This is a genomic window from Duganella phyllosphaerae (assembly GCF_001758785.1).
Lineage (GTDB): Bacteria > Pseudomonadota > Gammaproteobacteria > Burkholderiales > Burkholderiaceae_D > Rugamonas > Rugamonas phyllosphaerae.
In genome coordinates this window covers 22114-38919 of sequence record NZ_LROM01000104.1, presented here as the reverse complement: position 1 = coordinate 38919, position 16806 = coordinate 22114, and the positions used below count along the sequence as shown (strand labels likewise).

Sequence of the window (16806 nt, the reverse complement as noted above, 5' to 3'; positions counted from 1 at the left end):
GATCGGCCAGCCGGCCAGCGGCGGCGCCATGCGCGCGCAGGCGCTGGTCAATCTCGCTTCCGGTGGCGCCGTGGACGGGCAGGGCGATGGCCCGCCCATGCTGCCATCCCCATCGTCACGGCCGCCGTTGCAGCAGTTTTCGGTGCGCGGCGTGATCGACGCCGTGCTGCACGGCCCGCGCGGCGAAGCCAATGGTGTGATCCTGACCGACGGCGCCATCATCTACTTCCGGCCCGACCTGGTCGGCGTGCCGCTGGCGCCGGGCCAGCCGTTTGCAGCCGTGGGCATCGGTACGCGCGCCGCCGCCGGCCTGGCCATCGAAGCGATTTCCGCCGACCCTGAACAACACTGACCAACCCTGAAGAATCCAGCCATGTCGAGTAACATCATCTTGTGGACGATCACCGCCATCACCATGTTGGGCATCGTGGTGCGCCCCTGGCGCCTGCCCGAAGCCGTGTGGGCGGCGGCCGCCGTCGCCGCCTTGCTGATATTCGGCCTGGTCGACCTGCACCAGGTCATGGCCGGCGCGGCGCGCGGCACCGACGTCTACCTGTTTTTGGCGGGCATGATGCTGCTCGCCGAACTGGGGCGCCGCCATGGCGTGTTCGACTGGCTGGCCGCCCACGCGGCGCGCGCGGCCGACGGCTCCGGCCACCGCCTGTTCCTGCTGGTGTACCTGGCCGGCACCGTGGTAACGGTATTGCTGTCCAACGACGCCACCGCCGTGGTGCTCACCCCGGCGGTCTACGCGGTGGCGCGCGCGGTCGATGCGCCGCCGGTGCCGTACCTGCTGCTGTGCGCCTTTGTCGCCAACGCCGCCAGCTTCGTACTGCCGGTCTCCAATCCGGCCAACCTGGTCGTGTTCGGCGCCCACATGCCGGGCCTGGCCGACTGGCTCTCGATGTTCCTGTTGCCGTCGCTCGGCGCCATCGTGGTCACTTACGCGATCCTGTATTACCGCTTGCGCGCCGGCCTGCCTGCCGCGATCGGGCGTGACGTCGCCGTGCCTACGCTGGCCACCGGTGGCCGCGTGACGCTGGGCGCGCTCGGCGGTACCGCGCTGTTGCTGGGCGTGGCGTCGGCCTGGCGCCTGCCGCTGGGACCGATCACGCTGGCGGCCGGGCTGGTGGCGTTGCTGGCCGCCAGCATGGCCGCGCGCGTATCGCCGGGCGCCACCGTCCGGGCGCTGTCGTGTGACGTGTTGCTGATGGTGGCCGGCCTGTTCGTGCTGATCGAGGCGCTCCAGGCGCACGGCGTGGTGGCGGCGCTGGCGGCGCAATTGCAGCATTTGCAGTCGGCGCAACCGGTTATGGCCAACGGCATCGCCGGCGCGGTGCTGGCGCTGGCCTGCAACCTGTTCAACAACCTGCCGGCCGGCTTGCTGGGCGCCGCCACGCTCGACCACGTGGCAGCCGGTCCCGCGCTGCGCGCCGCCGCGTTGATCGGCATCGACCTGGGGCCCAACCTGTCGGTGAGCGGCTCGCTGGCCACCATCCTGTGGCTGACCGCGCTGCGCCGCGAGGGCGTGCATTTCAGCGCCTGGGGCTTCCTCAAGCTCGGGGTGCTGGTGATGCCTGCCAGTCTGCTGGCTGCGCTGTTGCTGTTGCAGGTGGTGTCATGAGCGCGGTGCCGGCCGGCCGCGCTCCGGCGTCGGCAGCCATCGCCGGTCCCACCGTCGCCACGCTGTGGGCGCTGGCGCTGCTCAACTTTTTCCTGGCCGATGCCAGGGACGGCCTCGGTCCGTTCCTCGACGCTTTTTTGACCACGAAAGGCTGGCAGCCGATGGACCTGGGCATGCTGGCCACCATCGGTGGCGCGATAGGCCTGGCCGCCGGCGTGCCGGCCGGCGCGTTTGCCGACCGCACCCGCAGCAAGCGCATGATGATCGTCGTGCCGATCGCCCTGATCACGGCCATGAGTTTCCTGTGCATCGCCTGGCCGCAACAGGGCGTGGTGTTCGTGACGCAGGCGCTGGCCGCGCTGGCCGGCGTGCTGATCGCGCCGGCGCTCACCGGCATCACGCTTGGCGTAGTGGGGCCGAAGCACTTCGGCCGCCAGCTGGGCAAGAACGAAGCCTGGAACCATGCCGGCAACGTGGTCCTGCTCGGTGGCACCTGGGGCGCCAGCGCCTGGTTCGGTTTGCCCGGCGTGGCCGGCCTGATGCTGATCACCACCATCGCCGCCATCATGGCCACGCTCGCGATTGCGCCGGCCAGCATCGACCACGCTGCCGCACGTGGACTGGCGCCGTCCCATGTCGACAATGCGGCAGGGCTGGATAGTACGGGCGCAGGCATGGTGGCGCTATCGGGACCGGCCTGCAGCGGCCAGCCACCAGCGGCTGGGGCAACGCCGCCCGCGCCGTCGTGGCGGGTGCTGGCAGCCAACCGTCCGTTGCTGCTGTTGAGCGTGGCCTTGCTGCTGTTTCACTTCGGCAATGCCCCGCTGGCGCGCCTGATCTCGCAGCAGTTCGCCTTGCAGATGCAGCGTCCGTTCGAGACCACGGCCGTGATCACCATGGTGTCGCAACTGTCGGCGCTGGCGGCGGCGCTGCTGGCGCAGCGCATCATCCGCCTGGACTGGGTACGCGCAGCGGCCGTGCTGGCGGTGCTCAGCCTGCCGCTGCGCGGGGTGCTGGCGTACAGCTTTTCCGAGTTCGCCATGATTTACCCGGTGCAGCTGCTCGACGGGCTCGGTGTGGGCCTGCTCGGCATCCTGACGCCGTTCCTGGTCGAGCGCCTGACGCGCGGCAGCGGCCACTTCAACATGGCGCTGGCGGCGGTCATGGTGGTGCAGGGCGTGGGGGCGGCGTCGAGCAACGTGGTGGCCGGCTACCTGGTCACGCATTACGGCTACGCGATGACGTACCTGCTGCACGGCAGCTTTGCACTGGTGGCGCTGGCGGCCTTGCTGCCGGCACTGGCGGGGGCCCGGGCCAGGCCATAGAGCGGAGGCGCTGCGCCGTCTGCCTGCCCGCCCGCCGCGCGGGCGCCTTGGCGCTATAATTCCGGTTTGCCGGTTCGGCAGCGCCTAGCAGCCTGTCGGGCTTGGGGAGTCAGAGCGAAAAAATAGCTGGTCGAGGACAGATTTTGTCGATTTCGCAGTGCCCATAACGGGCTATGGGCCGAGAAAGCGGCGAAATATGGACCGATCCAGGTATTTTTGCAGCTGACGATCCCAAGTCCGACAGGCTGCCAGGGCGTGGCCGCCGCTGGTCGGTCTCTCTGGAACTTATGGAAAAATCAATCGAAACGCGTGCCGTGCGCACGCTGGTGATCTCGCCCAACTGGATCGGCGACGCCGTCATGGCGCAGCCGTTGTTGCGCGCCTTGAAGGACGCCAATCCGCAGCGCCGCATCGACGTGCTGGCCCCGGCCTGGGTGGCGCCCGTGTGGCGCGCCGCCGCCGAGGTAAGCGAGGTGCTGGAAACGCCGTTCAAGCACGGCAAGCTGCAATGGGCCGAACGCCGCGCCTACGCGCGGGTGCTGCGCGAACGCGGCTACGACGAAGCCTACATCCTGCCCAATACCCTGAAATTTGCGCTGATACCGTGGCTGGCGAAGATTCCGAAGCGGGTCGGCTACAAGGGCGAGATGCGCTACGGCCTGATCAACGTGATGCACCACGACGACCGCAAAAGCAAGCGGCCGATGCTGCCGTTTTACGCGGCGCTGGCCGGTCCGGTCTCGACCACGGCGCCGCAGAACGTGCCCTATCCCGAGCTGACCATCAGCGACGCCGACAAGGTCGCTGCGCTGGGCCGGGTGGGCATTGCGCCCGGCGCCACCATCGTGGCGTTCGCGCCGGGCGCCGAGTTCGGCCCGGCCAAACGCTGGCCCAGCGGCTATTTCGCCGGCTTGGCGCGGCTGTTGCAGCAAGCGCGGCCCGATATCACGATTGTGCTGATGGGCTCGGCCAAGGATGCCGAGGTATGCGACGAGATCGTTGCCGCCGCCCCTGGCGTGCGCAGCCTGGCGGGCGTGACCTCGCTGGCCGACGCGCTGGCCATTATCGGCAGCGCGGCGGCGCTGGTGACCAACGATTCGGGCCTGATGCACATTGCCGCCGCGCTCAAGCGCCCGGTGGTGGCGCTGTACGGTCCGACCGATCCACGGCATACGCCGCCGTTGTCGGAGCTGGCCAAGATACTGTGGCTGCACCTCGAGTGCGCCCCCTGCCAGCAGCGCGTGTGTCCGCTGGGCCACCAGGCTTGCATGCAAAAGCTCACGGTGGACCTGGTGTGGACGCCGCTGCGCGCCATGCTGCCGGCCCGGCCGGCAGCCCTTTAATTTCAGAACAGGACACATCATGATTTTGGTAACCGGCGGTGCGGGTTTTATTGGTAGTAACATCGTTCACGCGCTGAGCCGGCGCGGCAGCGAGGCGATTTTCGTGGTCGACAACTTGAAGCGGCCGGAAAAATTTCTCAACGTGGTCGATGCCGAGGTGGTCGACTACATGGGCAAGGAAGAATTCATCGAGCGCCTCGAGCGCGGCGAATTTGCCGGCAAGTTCTCGGCCGTGTTCCACGAAGGCGCCTGCTCGGACACCATGGAAATGGACGGCGAGTACATGATGCGCAATAACTTCCGTTACAGCGTCTCGTTGTTCCACTTCTGCCAGAAGGAAAAGATCCCGTTCATCTACGCGTCGTCGGCTGCCGTGTATGGCGCCGAGGAAGGTTTTACCGAAGAGCGCTCGGGCGAGCGGCCGTTGAACGTGTACGGCTACTCCAAGTTCCTGTTCGACCAGTACGTGCGCAACTACTGGAAGGAGCATGGCGAGCGCGGCGCGCAAGTGGTGGGACTGCGCTACTTCAACGTGTATGGGCCGCGCGAATTCCACAAGGGGAATATGGCCTCGGTACCGCTGCACCAGTACCGCCAGTTCCTGGCCGATGGACAAGTCAAACTGTTCGGCGAGTACGACGGCTACGCGGCCGGCACCCAGACCCGCGACTTCGTGTATATCGACGACGTGGTCAGTGTCAACCTGTTCTTCCTCGATCACCCGGACAAGAGCGGCATCTTCAACCTCGGCACCGGCCGTGCGCAGCCGTTCAACGATATCGCGGTGGCGGTTGTCAACAACCTGAAGCCTGAAGGCGGCGCCTTGACGCTGGACGCCATCGTGGAGAAAAAGCTGCTGGAGTACGTCGCGTTCCCGGACAAGCTCAAGGGAAAGTACCAGAGCTTCACCCAGGCCAACATCGCCAAGCTGCGCGCGATTGGTTACGACAAGCCGTTTTACGATGTGAGCGCGGGGGTGACGGCGTATATCGCGTGGTTAAAGGCAAACTAAGGGCCAGCCACAAGTAATCGCTACTGCAGGCCCAGCTTTCTGAGCAAGCCCGGCAGTATCTGCGCCAGGAAAATCGCGCCCACAGTCCACATGATGATCGTGCTTTTGGCGTCTGCGATGGACGTCCTGGTGCCGGCGATGGCCTCGGCCAGGTCGGCCTTGGTGGCCACCGTGGCCTTGAGGATGCCAAGGTCGAGCTTGATCGCCGCCATCTCCGCTTCGAGTTTTGCAACGCGTTCTTCCATTTTGCGCCCCAGGCTGTGAATACTCTCCGCTGATTCTGGAAGCCTCTGCGCGAAACGTCAAGCGGCACACGTTGCAGGCTGCAGAAATGCTGCCTTGCTGGCGCCTCTTGCACGGCACGAACACGCGCCACGCCACCACACACGCGGTGCCGTTCAACGCGACTCCCGGCGGCGCCAACCCCAGGCACTGGTGCACGCACTGCAGCGCCTGTTTCATGATCAGAACGTGGTACGCGCCGTCAGCTGCACCGAGCGCGGGTCGGCCAGCAGCCAGCGTACGCCGGCGCTGCCCGACAAGGCGTAATCGCGGTCGGCCAGGTTCTTGACCGACAAGGTTACGCCCAGATTTGGCGACGCCGCCCACGCCAGCGTGGCGTCGAGCGCGGTGTAGGCTGGCAGGTTGGCGGTGTTGGCGGTATTGGCCTGGCGCGCGCCGACGTAACGCGCGCCGAGGGCGGCCTGCCAGCCGCGCACGAAGCGGTAACCGGTCCAGATATTGGCGGTGCGCTCCGGTACGCCGGTGGGGGTGTTGCCGCTGCGCGAGACCGGCACGCCTGCCACCATTTCGTTGAAGTCGTCGTAGCGGGCGCGCAGCGCGGCCAGGTTGGCGTCGATTGTCCAGCCGCGTATTGGCTCGGCGGCAAACGCCAGTTCGATGCCGGTCGATGACTGCTGGCCGATCTGCAGCGCCACGGCCGGGTTGTCGGGGTCACGCGAGAGCAGCTTGTTTTTTTCGATCTTGTAGAGGGCCGCGCTCCACTCGCCCCGGATGGCGTTGATGCCGCCCTTGGCGCCGACCTCGAGTTGCTTGCCCCTGGTGAGATCGAAGCTGGGGCTGCCGTTGGGCAGGGCCAGAGCGCCGCTCAGCGGGTCGGTGGCGGTGCCGTACTGGGCGTACAGGCTGACAGCGGGATCGACGTTCCACACCAGGCCGGCGCGGCCGGTCACCGGCGTGTAGTTCCTGGCCGCGCGCACGCCGCTGCGCAGTTCGTGGTTGTCCAGCGCCATGCGGTCGCGGCGCAGGCCGGCCACCAGTTTCCAGTGCGGCGCCAGGTCGAGCACATTCTCGGCGAAGACCGCGGTCGATGCCAGCTCGGCGCGGCGCAGCGCCAGGGTCTGGCTCGGGTTGGCGCCGGCAAAACTGCCGGGCACAAAATTGTAGGGATTGATCACCGAGCTGCCGGTGTACGGCGAATTATTGGTCAGGAACAGCTGGGTGCGATACCACTCCACTCCCGCGACGAAGCGGCTGTTCAGGCCGGCAAGCGTGCCATCGAGCGTGACGTCGAGGCGGTTGCCGACCTGCTGCTGGTCGTGCAAGATTTCCAGGTAGCTGTCGCGATCGAGCGCGGTGCCGGCCGGGTTGAGCGTATAGCTCTCGGTGTTGCGCCAGTGGCGCTTGCTGGTCAGGTAGTAGCTCTCGTTGCGCACTTGCACGCCCGGCGCTGCCTGGTAGGCCACTTTTACGCGCCACACGCGGTCGTTGTATTTGACCAGGGCGTCGTTGACATTGAAACTCAGGCGTTTCAGGCTGTCGTCCAGCTTGCCGTTGCGCAGCGGCGTGCCGAAGTAGCGGGCGTCGTCGTTGTGACCGGCATCGACCAGCACGGTCACTGCCAGGTCGCGGTTGGGACGTATGCTGACTGCGCCGGAGAGGTTCTGGCGCTGGTAACCGGAATCCGAACGGTAGCCATGGCTTTTCTGGGCGTCGGCGTACAGCGAATACGCCACCATGTCGTTGACCGGGCCGCGCACACCCACACCGCCGCGCACCGTGTTCCACGAGCCGGCGCTGGCGTATGCCTCACCTTCGAACCGGTCGAAACGGGGCTGTTTGGTCACGTAGTTGACCGCCGCGCCAATGGCGCCGTCACCGTACAGCACCGAGGCCGGGCCGCGCAGCACCTGCACCGATGCCAGTGGCCAGGTCGAGAACGGGTAGGTGATGGTGCCTACCGCTGCCACCAGCCGGGTGCCATCGACCATCTGCGCCACCGAATTGTGGCCGGCGAAGCCGCGCGCCGACAGGCTGGTGCCGCCGTTGCCGGGTGACGGCGCTTCGCTCACGCCCGGCATGCGCACGGCGGCGTCTTGCGCGCGCGTCAGCACGCGCTCGGCCATGTCCGCAGCGCTCATGCTGCTGACGCTGGCCGGGGTCTCGCGCGCGGTCAAGCCGAGGCGCGAGCCGGTGCCGTTTTGCTCATCCAGGCCAAGGCCGCTGTTGGGCGCAAGGCGGCTTTCGACCACTTCCACAGTGGCAAGGGTCGGATGATGAGCGCGGGCAGTGGCGCACAAGGTGAGGCTGGCGGCGGCCAGCGCGGTAAGTGTCAGGTGGTTCATGTGTGATGGTGGCGATGAGGGAGGCGCAGTTTACGATAACGACAATATTGAGTCATTCGAAAGATTTTCACTGAGGCGTGAAAAATTTTCATGCAATCGCTTTCCCTGCCGGTTCTGTTGCGGCGATGGCACTCGCAGGGCGCCTGTCGGGAGCTATAATCCTGCGATGACCCCACCCGATTTCTTCGCCCGCAACGCCGATGCACCCGTGACCCTGGACAACTGCGCCGACGAGCCGATCCACATTCCCGGCAGCATCCAGCCGCACGGCGCGATCCTGGTATTTGGCAGCGCGGCGCAACTGGTGTCGTGGAGCGTGAATGCGCCCGCCCTGTTGCAGTGGCCGGCGCCGCCGGTGCTGCTGGCTGCGGTGGACGAGCTCGGCCTCGACGCCGCCGTGGTGGAAAAAATCCGCGCCTGCCTGCAGGAGCTGGAAGACGGCGAAGCCCCGGCCTCGATGCTGGAAACCATGATCGGCGCGCAGGACTTCGATTGCATCGTGCATGGCCACGAAGGCCTGGTGATTGTCGAATACGAATGCCGCGAACGCGAGGCCGACAGCGTGGCCACTTTTGCGCTCAAGGCCCATACCGCCATCGAGCGGCTCAAACGGCAAAAATCGGTGGCGGCGCTGCTGGCCTCGGCGGTCGATCAAGTCCGCCAGATCACCGGTTTCGACCGCGTGATGGCCTATCGGTTCCGCCAGGACGACAGCGGCGAAGTGGTGGCCGAAGCGCGCCTCGATACCCTCGATCCCTACCTGGGCCGGCGCTACCCGGCCAGCGACATCCCGGCCCAGGCCCGTCGCCTGTACGTGATCAACACCCTGCGCATGATCGGCGACATGGGCTACACACCGGTGCCCATGGCCGGCCGCGCCGGCGCCGCGCCGCTCGACATGAGTTATTGCGTGCTGCGCAGCGTCTCGCCGATCCACGTCGAATACCTGCGCAACATGGGCGTGCAGGCGTCGATGAGCATTTCCATCGTCATCAGCGGCAAGCTGTGGGGCATGATCGCCTGCCACCACATGGCGCCGCGCCGGGTGCCGTACGCCATTCGCATGGCGTGCGACGTGATGGCGCAGGTGCTGGCGGCGTCGGTACAGTCGCTGGAAACGCGCGAGCGCGCCGCCCTCACCGAACGCGCGGCAGAAGTGCGCACGCGGGTCATGCAATCGCTGCTGCATGTCGATGACGTGGCCGCCGGCCTGACCGCCTGTGCCGCCGAGATTTGCAATTCGCTGGGGGCCGGCGCGCTGGTGGTCATGCATGGCGGCCGCGTGGTCGTGCACGGCCCGGTACCGGCCGACGTAGTGGCGGCGGCGGTGGCGTCGATGCAGTCCGAAGACACCGACGTGGTGGAGCGGTCGGCGCGGCGCGACTGGCCGGCAGCGCTGCAGCAGGACTGCGGCAAGTGGGTGGGCCTGCTGGGCCTGCGCTACGACGCCGCCGCCAACGGCTGGCTGCTGGCGCTGCGCGAAGAGCAGGTGGAACTGGTGCGCTGGGGCGGCAAGCCCGACAAGGAAATCGCCCACGGTCCGCTGGGCCCGCGCCTGACGCCGCGCGGCTCGTTTGCCGAGTGGCGCGAAACCGTGGTTGACCAGGCCGAACCGTGGGAACCCACGCGCCTGCTGATCGCGCGCCAGCTGTTGGCCGAGATGCACCGCGCGTCCATCACCCGCCACGAGCAGAACGACCGCGCCCGCGCCCAGCTGTTCGCCATCCTCGGCCACGACCTGCGCAACCCGCTGCAATCGATCAGCATGGCAGCCACTGTGCTGGAACTGGGCGGCTCCAAGGAAACTGCCGGGCGCCGCATCAAGGCTTCGAGCGGGCGCATGGAACGGCTGATATCGCAGGTGCTCGACATGAGCATGATCAATGGCGGCATGCGCCTGGGCGGCGCGGTGGCGGCGGCCGACCTGGCGCCCATCCTGGCCGACCTGGCCGACGAATTCCGCAGCGCCAAGCCGAATATTGTGCTCAACATCGAGAGCCCGCCGCAGGTGCTGGCGACGATCGACGCCGACCGCTTGGCCCAGGTGGTAAGCAACCTGATCAGCAACGCCTACCACCACGGCAAGATCGGCCAGGCGATCGACGTGCACCTGGTGCAGAACGAGGCTGGCGTAACGCTGGACGTGCTCAATGTTGGCGATGAAATTGCCGAGGAGACCGCGCGCACGCTGTACAACCCGTTCAAGCGGCTGTCGGCCAACAACGTGCGCAACAAGGGCGGCATGGGCCTGGGCCTGTACATTGCGCGCCAGATCATGCTAGAACACGGCGGCACCATCGACTACACGTACCAGGCGTCACACGTGCGGTTTACGCTGCATTTGCCGGTGGCGCCAGCCACTTCAGACTAGTTCACCTGCCCCAGTCCCGTCATCAGCCACTTCAGATCGCAATCGGGATCGTCGCGGTAGCGCAGGTAGAAGCGTTCGGCCCATTCCTGGTCGAGCGCAGTGTCCCATTTCTCGAAGCTGGCAATCGGGTATTCCTCGCTGAACAGCAACAGCAAATCGGTGTGGGCCTCGCGTTCGCTGGTGGCCAGGCCACGGTACACGCAGAAGCGGGTCAGTAAATCACTTTTTCTCATGTTCTTGAACCTGTGACGGCCGCAGACTGCGCTCGAGCTCGTCGAAATTGGCTGGTTTGACCAGGTGGAAGTCGAAGCCGGCATCGCGGGTTTTCTGGCGGTCCTGGTCGGAGCCATAGCCGGTGTGGGCGATCAGCCGGGTGCTGGCGAACAGTGGGTCGTCGCGCAACATGCGCGCCAGCGCGTAGCCGTCCACCTTGGGCATGCCGATGTCGAGGATGATGGTGTCGGGCAGGTAGTCGCGGGCCACGGCCAGCGCCCGTTCGGCGTCGTGCGCCAGCATCACTTCGTGACCGAGTACGCCCAGCAGTTCGCCCATCACCTCGGATGAATCGACATTGTCGTCCACCAGCAGCAGGCGGCGCATGCCAGGCTTGCGTACCACTGCGGCGCCTGCAGCAGGCGCTGGCGCTGGCGCGTCGGTCAGCGCTGCATCGTCGTCCAGCAGCGGCAAGATCAGCTCGAAGCTGCTGCCGCGATCGATGCCGGGACTGCTGGCATGCACGCTGCCGCCGTGCATATGCGCCAGCGTGGACACCAGCGACAGGCCGATGCCCAGGCCGTCGTGGATGCGGTCGTGGGCGGCCGCGCCTTGCGCAAACATATTGAAGATGCGCGGCAGGTTGTACGAGGTGATGCCGATGCCGTTGTCGTGCACGCCGATCGACACGCGGCTGTCGGGCAGGCGCGTGATCTGCAACCGTACTTCGCCGCCGCGGTTGGTAAATTTGGCGGCGTTGTGCAGCAGGTTGCCGATTGCCTGCGCCAGCCGCACCGGGTCGCCGTTGATGAACAGCGGCGTGGACGGTACATCCACGTGCAGCGTGTGCTCGCGCGATTCGAGCATCGGCTGCGCGGTTTCCAGCGCCGAGTCCACGATCGCGTGCAGCTCGGTGCGCTGCAGCTGCAAGGTCAGCTTGCCTTGCGAAATGCGCGCCACGTCCAGCAGGTCGTCCACCAGGCGCGACAGGTGCGCCACCTGGCGCACGATAATCTGGCGGGCCTTCTGGTGCAGCGCCACGTCGGCCGGCGCCACCTCGCCCATCAGCGCCACCGCGTTGCGGATCGGGCTCAGCGGATTACGCAGCTCGTGCGCCAGCGTGGCGAGAAAATCATTCTTGTTGTCGTCGGCCGCGTGCAGGCGGTCTTCCATGTCGCGGCGCTGGGTGATGTCGCTGGTGATGCGGGCCAGGCGGTACGGTACATCGGCGGCGTCGCGCACCAGGAAGGCGCGGTCGCGCACCCAGCGCACGCCGGCGCCGACCTCGGGAATGGTCAGGCGGTATTCTTCGTCGAACGGTTCGCCGGCGCCGGCCAGTTGCCAGCGCGCGGCCACCGCTGCGCGGTCGTCGGCGTGGATGGCGTCGAGCCAGTCGCCGGGTGCGCGTTCGAGCAATTGCGCGGGACGCTGCCACATGGTGGCATAGGCATTGCTCACATACAGCAGTTCGCTGCCGTCCAGGCTGAACATCCAGAACACGTCTTCGATATTGTCGGTGAGCTGACGGAAGCGTTCTTCGCTGTTGCGCAGGTCGGCTTGTACGCGTTGCAGGCGCAGCAGAGCGTTGACGTTGGCGACCAGTTCGTCCGCTTCGATCGGGGCGGCCAGGTAGTTGTCGGCGCCGCCTTCCAGGCCGCGAATCTTGTCGTCGCGGCCGGTCAGTGCGGCCGAGGTTTGCAGGACCAGGATGGTGCAGGTGGCCGGGTCGGACTTGATCAGGCGGCAGACTTCGATGCCGTTGATGTCGGGCAGCTTGACGTCGAGCAGCACCAGGGCCGGCAGCAGGCGGCGCGCCATGGTCAGCGCGTCGGTGCCGTTGGCCGCTTCCGCCACCGTGAAGCCGGCGCCTTGCAGGATGCGGGTCTTGACATAGCGGGCGCCGTCGTTGTCGTCGACGTTGAGGATCAGGATGTCACTATTGCTCATATTGCTCACGGAGCGGTCTTTCACAGGAGTGGACATGCTAGGCGACCGGCGCAGTTGCAGGCGCAGAGCGGGGCAGGTGCAGGAAGAAAGTCGAACCCTTGCCGCTGGCGCTTTCCACCTCGACCGACCCGCCCAGCAGCGTCGCCAGCTTGCGGCACAGTGGCAAACCGAGCCCGGTGCCCTTGACCTGGCGCTGCAGCGGATGTTCGATCTGGGAAAACTCCTCGAAGATCAGCAGCAGGTTGTCGGTGCTGATGCCGATGCCGGTGTCGCTGACTGCAAAGGTAACATGGTCGGGGCTGCCGCTGTCGCGCAGCTCGACGCAAATCTGGCCCTGTTCGGTGAACTTGAGCGCATTCGAGATGAAGTTGCGCAGGATCTGCGCCACCATGCCTTCGTCCGACAGCAGCAGCGGGCCGGGCGGCGGCATCACGAACACCAGTTCCACGTGCTCGTGGTGGGCCAGCGGGCGCAACATGCCCTTCAGGGCGGAAAACAGGTTGGCGACGTCGATCGGCGCCACTGTCAGTTCCACCTTGCCAGCCTCGATCTTGGCCAGGTCGAGCAAATCATTCACCAGTTCCGACAGGTCGCTGGCGGCCGTCGCGATGAACTGCACTTGCCGTTCCTGCTCCACCGTCAGCTCGCCGTCCATGCGGTCGAGCAGCAGTTTCGACAACGCCCGGATCGAACTGAGCGGCGTGCGCAGCTCGTGGCTGGTGTTGGACAGGAAGCGCGATTTCATTTCGTCGGCCTTGCGCAGGCGCTCGGCTTTTTCTTCCACCTCGGCGTACAGCGCGACCACGCCGCGATTGGTGTCTTCCAGTTCGTGGGTGAGCGAGATCAGGTCTTCCTGGCGGTCGCGCAGTTCGGCCAGCGCAGTCGCCAGTTCGCGGTTTTGCTGTTGCATTTCCGCTACCGTGTTTTGCACCGGGCTGGCGGCCAGCTCGCTGCCCAGTTGCAGCAGGCGGTCGCGGTCGATGTGCTGGCGCTGGCTCAGCGACTTGAGCATGACCACGTGCAAGCCGTGTTCGGGCGCGCCTTGCACGCTGCACTCGTCCATCAGGCGGTGCGCGGTGGCCACCGCGTTATTGAGTTGCGATTGCGGCGATTCGCCTTCGACGCCGGAGATCGCTTCCAGTGCGCGCACCGGGTCGCCATCGGCGCGGATGGTCACCACCAGTTGCTGCTGGGCGCCCGTCGATTCGAGTGCGAACACGGCCCGGCCACGGGCCAGCCGCGCATAGGCGCAGCGCGCCACTTCGGAGACCGCCGTGGCAATGCGCACCTGGTCTTGTGCGCCAAAGCCGAGCAGGGACGAGATCTGGCGCGCGCGCTGGCGTACCGCGACCACGTCCGGTTCGCTGTCGATGCCCACTTGCAGGATGCGCACTTGCGGCATTATGCAGGCTCCGGCACGCGGTAGACCAGCACGCTGGCGTCGTCGCGCGGACGGGCATAGTCGCGCAGCAGCACGGCCGCCACCACCGACGGGTCGCAGCCGGCCAGCCCAGGGTACTGGTCCAGGTCCCACTGGGTGCCGATGCCGTCGGTGGCCAGGATCACCAGCGCGCCAGGCGCGCAGTTCACCGTGAACTCCTGCACCTTGCGCATATTGTGGCCGACGATGCCGTTGTACGACGCCAGCTGGCGCCGTCCGGCAGCGTCGATCACGCAGGCGCTGATATTGCCGATGCCGGTGAAGTGCAACTGGCCGGCAGCCGGGTCGAGCAGGCCCAGCGCCAGCGCCGCGCCCCGCGTATTGCGCAGCGCCTCGTGGCAGACCTGGACCTGTTCGGCCGGGCGCAGGCCCGGTTGCAGCGCGAGGGTGGCAATCGCGGCAGCGGCGGCCTTGGCCGCTTCGGGGCCGTGGCCCAGGCCATCGACCATCAGCAGGGCCGTGTGCTGGCGCAGGTTGACCACGGCCCAGGCGTCGCCGTTGGCGGTTTCGCCGGCCAGCGGCAGCGAGATGCCGCCGCTGGCCAGGTGCAGCTCGGGGGACGGCGTGCGCCACAGGCGCATGAAGAACACCGCGCCCTTGTCGCGCGGCGCATAGACGTCGAACTGGTCGGACAGGCGGTGCAGGGCGCCGAGGCCGGTGCCGGAGGTGCCGGCGCTGGAATTGCCGTCGCGTAGCGCCTGCGCCATGTTGCCGATGCCGGGACCGGCGTCGTAGGCCAGCACGTCGATGCCGTCCATCTCGCCGGCATGCACGGCGGAGAGCACGATAACGCCGTCGCCGGCGTGTTTCAGAATGTTGGTAGCCGCCTCGGTAATGAGCAAGGCCAGCTGGCCGGCCCGTACATCGTCAAAGCGGGCCGTGTCGGCCAGGCGCTGGCCGGCGCGGCGGGCGGCAGCGATGTCGCTGGCATGGGTAATGGTGATCCAGGTGGAACTCTCGACCGATTGATTTATTTTTTCCATTTAACAATGGCTACTGCCGTACCTTCTCCGCTGCGGGAATCTATGTCGAACTCGTCGACGAGGCGCTTGGCCCCGCCCAGTCCCAGTCCCATGCCGCCGCCGCTGGTAAAACCATCGCGCAGCGCCTGGGGGATATCCGCAATGCCGGGTCCGTCGTCGGCAAACACCAGGCGCAACCCCTGGCGCAAGCCGCTGTCGATCCTTTGTGCCTGCACCATGCCGCCGCCGCCATACTTGATGGTATTGCGCGCCAGCTCGCTGGCGGCCGTGACCAGCTTGGTCTGGTCCACCAGGCTCAGCTTGAGATCGAGCGCCTGCTCGCGCACCAGCTTGCGCACACCCACCACGTGCTCGTCGGTACGCACCGGCAAGGTAATGGTGCTGGACACGCGGGCACCGGGCTCGGTCAGCAGGGGCGAAGCGAAGCGCACCGCATCATCGGCGCCAGGCGCGTTCATCGTTTGCCGAGCATGACCATGCCCTTTTCAACGTTGAGCGCGGTTTTCACGCCGGGCAGGGTCAGGCCCAGTTCGACCAGCGTGATGGCCACCGCCGGCTGCATGCCGACCAACACCGTCTGGGCGTCGAGCACGCGCGCCATGGCGGCGGTATTGCTGATCATGCGGCCGATGAAGGAATCGACCAGGTCCAGCGACGAAATGTCGATCAGCACGCCCTTGGCGCGGTCGCTGACGATGCGCTCGGTCAGGTCGTCCTGCAGGGTCATGGCCAGGCGGTCGTGCATATCGACCTGGATCGATACCAGCAGCAGGTCGCCGATGCGCAGGATGGGGATGCGTTCCATGCTGGCCTCAGGCGGCGATACGGGTCACGCGCGCGCCCACGCGGGCCAGCGCCACTTCGAAGGCGTCGGCCAGGGTGGCCTTGGTCATCACGTCTTCCAGGTTCACGCCAAGGTGGACGATGGTCTGGGCGATCTGCGGACGGATGCCGGAAATGATGCAGTCGGCGCCCATCAGGCGCGCGGCGGCAATTGTTTTTAGCAAGTGCTGCGCCACCAGGGTGTCCACGGTCGGTACGCCGGTGATGTCGATGATGGCGATGGCGGCGCCGGTTTCGACGATTTTTTCCAGCAGGCTTTCCATCACCACCTGGGTGCGCGCGCTGTCGAGCGTGCCGATCAGTGGCAAGGCCAGCACATCCTGCCACAGCTTGACGACCGGCGTGGACAGCTCCAGCAGTTCTTGCTGCTGGCGCACGATGATCTGGTCGCGGCTCTTCTGGAATACTTCCACGGTGTACAGGCCCAGCTGATCGAGCAGGGTGGTGGAACCCCACAGCGCATCGGCCAGCACGGCCGGTTCGGCGCCCAGCGCTTCGCGCAGCGCGGTAAACAGCGACTGCTTGAGCGAGAACACGAAGGTGGCGGTTTCGCTTGGCGTGGAGCCTTGCTTGGCGCGCTGGCTGGAGATCTCGGCCAGCAGGTTGCGCACTTCGTCCCAGGCGCGGCCTTCGATATTGTCGGTGCCGCCGGTAACGGTGGCCTCCGGTAGCAGGCCCAGCAATTGGGTGCAATGGCGGCGCAGCTGTTCGGCCACGGTGGCGTCCTTGCGGAAGGAAAGACTGTTCAGATGGCCGATCCACGCCTCGAGGATCTGTTGTTCGTGTTCTTGTATCACGGCGCCAAGGCGGCGTGCGGTGTCGTTCGAGCTCATCGGTTCCCCAGTTAAGATTGATTATTTCCTGTGAGTATAACAATTGATCTATATCCATGAATTGATCAATCGTGTGCAACCTCAAAGCTTAGCCACTTTTCAACCTTTCGCCTAGGGGCGGGAGTGAGGTAATGATGTTATTTGGAAAATAAAACCTGCCAGCGCAAATTCGCGCGGTTTGTCTCCGGAACGTCAAACAAGACTGATAAGATTAAGTTTCCCTTAATTTCAAACCGGATACTGTTGGCGCGGCCGCAACTTGCCGTATGGGAGTCGACATTACATA

The 16806-nt window shown here is 66.2% G+C and carries 14 protein-coding genes and 1 pseudogene; 6 read left to right on the top strand and 9 right to left on the bottom strand.

Features of this window, described 5'->3' with window-relative positions; translation table 11 throughout:
- The 5 genes and pseudogenes from DUPY_RS28445 to rfaD all read left to right on the top strand — a co-directional run.
- Window positions 1-352, top strand: a pseudogene (locus tag DUPY_RS28445) (hypothetical protein); the annotation flags it as partial.
- A gap of 21 nt (window positions 353-373) precedes the next feature.
- Window positions 374-1624, top strand: coding sequence for an SLC13 family permease (locus DUPY_RS19000; RefSeq protein ID WP_070250094.1), 1251 nt, complete (start codon window positions 374-376; stop codon window positions 1622-1624).
- Window positions 1621-2949 (top strand): MFS transporter, encoded by a 1329-nt coding sequence (locus tag DUPY_RS18995; protein WP_084640799.1) that lies wholly within the window; start codon window positions 1621-1623, stop codon window positions 2947-2949. Before DUPY_RS19000 ends, DUPY_RS18995 begins: the two co-directional genes overlap by 4 nt.
- Window positions 2950-3236: 287 nt before the next feature.
- Window positions 3237-4292 (top strand): lipopolysaccharide heptosyltransferase II, encoded by a 1056-nt coding sequence (gene waaF / locus DUPY_RS18990; RefSeq protein ID WP_070250092.1) that lies wholly within the window; start codon window positions 3237-3239, stop codon window positions 4290-4292.
- Between the two features lie 16 nt (window positions 4293-4308).
- Window positions 4309-5304 carry an ADP-glyceromanno-heptose 6-epimerase gene (gene rfaD / locus DUPY_RS18985; protein ID WP_070250103.1) on the top strand — a complete coding sequence of 332 codons (996 nt, stop codon included), beginning with the start codon at window positions 4309-4311 and terminating at the stop codon, window positions 5302-5304.
- A gap of 20 nt (window positions 5305-5324) precedes the next feature.
- Here rfaD and DUPY_RS18980 read toward each other — a convergent pair whose 3' ends face one another.
- Window positions 5325-5549 (bottom strand): hypothetical protein, encoded by a 225-nt coding sequence (locus DUPY_RS18980; protein ID WP_070250090.1) that lies wholly within the window; start codon window positions 5547-5549, stop codon window positions 5325-5327.
- A gap of 219 nt (window positions 5550-5768) precedes the next feature.
- Complete coding sequence (locus DUPY_RS18975; protein WP_070250089.1) at window positions 5769-7889, bottom strand: TonB-dependent receptor; 2121 nt, start codon at window positions 7887-7889, stop codon at window positions 5769-5771.
- Window positions 7890-8055: 166 nt separating this feature from the next.
- Here DUPY_RS18975 and DUPY_RS18970 point away from each other — a divergent pair, with 166 nt between their 5' ends.
- Entirely contained in the window at window positions 8056-10260 is a 2205-nt protein-coding gene (locus DUPY_RS18970) for an ATP-binding protein (protein WP_070250087.1), read from the top strand.
- Here the strand turns inward: DUPY_RS18970 and DUPY_RS18965 are convergent.
- The 7 genes from DUPY_RS18965 to DUPY_RS18935 are packed head-to-tail and all read right to left on the bottom strand — an operon-like array spanning window position 10257 to window position 16520.
- A complete protein-coding gene (locus tag DUPY_RS18965; RefSeq protein WP_141749607.1) occupies window positions 10257-10493 on the bottom strand; it encodes a hypothetical protein in 237 nt (78 codons plus the stop codon). The two genes, DUPY_RS18970 and DUPY_RS18965, sit on opposite strands and share 4 nt — an antisense overlap.
- Window positions 10480-12420, bottom strand: a complete 1941-nt coding sequence (locus DUPY_RS18960; protein WP_070250099.1) for a hybrid sensor histidine kinase/response regulator — start codon at window positions 12418-12420, stop codon at window positions 10480-10482. The genes DUPY_RS18965 and DUPY_RS18960 overlap by 14 nt, the downstream gene beginning before the upstream one ends.
- Window positions 12421-12457: 37 nt before the next feature.
- The gene (locus tag DUPY_RS18955; RefSeq protein WP_229255424.1) at window positions 12458-13822 is read right to left on the bottom strand and encodes an ATP-binding protein; all 1365 of its coding nucleotides are present in this window, start codon (window positions 13820-13822) and stop codon (window positions 12458-12460) included.
- A complete protein-coding gene (locus DUPY_RS18950; RefSeq protein ID WP_070250083.1) occupies window positions 13822-14844 on the bottom strand; it encodes a SpoIIE family protein phosphatase in 1023 nt (340 codons plus the stop codon). Before DUPY_RS18950 ends, DUPY_RS18955 begins: the two co-directional genes overlap by 1 nt.
- Window positions 14832-15302, bottom strand: a complete 471-nt coding sequence (locus DUPY_RS18945; RefSeq protein WP_084640798.1) for an anti-sigma regulatory factor — start codon at window positions 15300-15302, stop codon at window positions 14832-14834. Before DUPY_RS18945 ends, DUPY_RS18950 begins: the two co-directional genes overlap by 13 nt.
- Window positions 15299-15649 (bottom strand): STAS domain-containing protein, encoded by a 351-nt coding sequence (locus DUPY_RS18940; RefSeq protein ID WP_019920657.1) that lies wholly within the window; start codon window positions 15647-15649, stop codon window positions 15299-15301. Before DUPY_RS18940 ends, DUPY_RS18945 begins: the two co-directional genes overlap by 4 nt.
- Window positions 15650-15656: 7 nt before the next feature.
- Window positions 15657-16520 (bottom strand): STAS domain-containing protein, encoded by an 864-nt coding sequence (locus tag DUPY_RS18935; protein ID WP_070250081.1) that lies wholly within the window; start codon window positions 16518-16520, stop codon window positions 15657-15659.
- Between the last annotated feature and the right edge of the window lie 286 nt (window positions 16521-16806).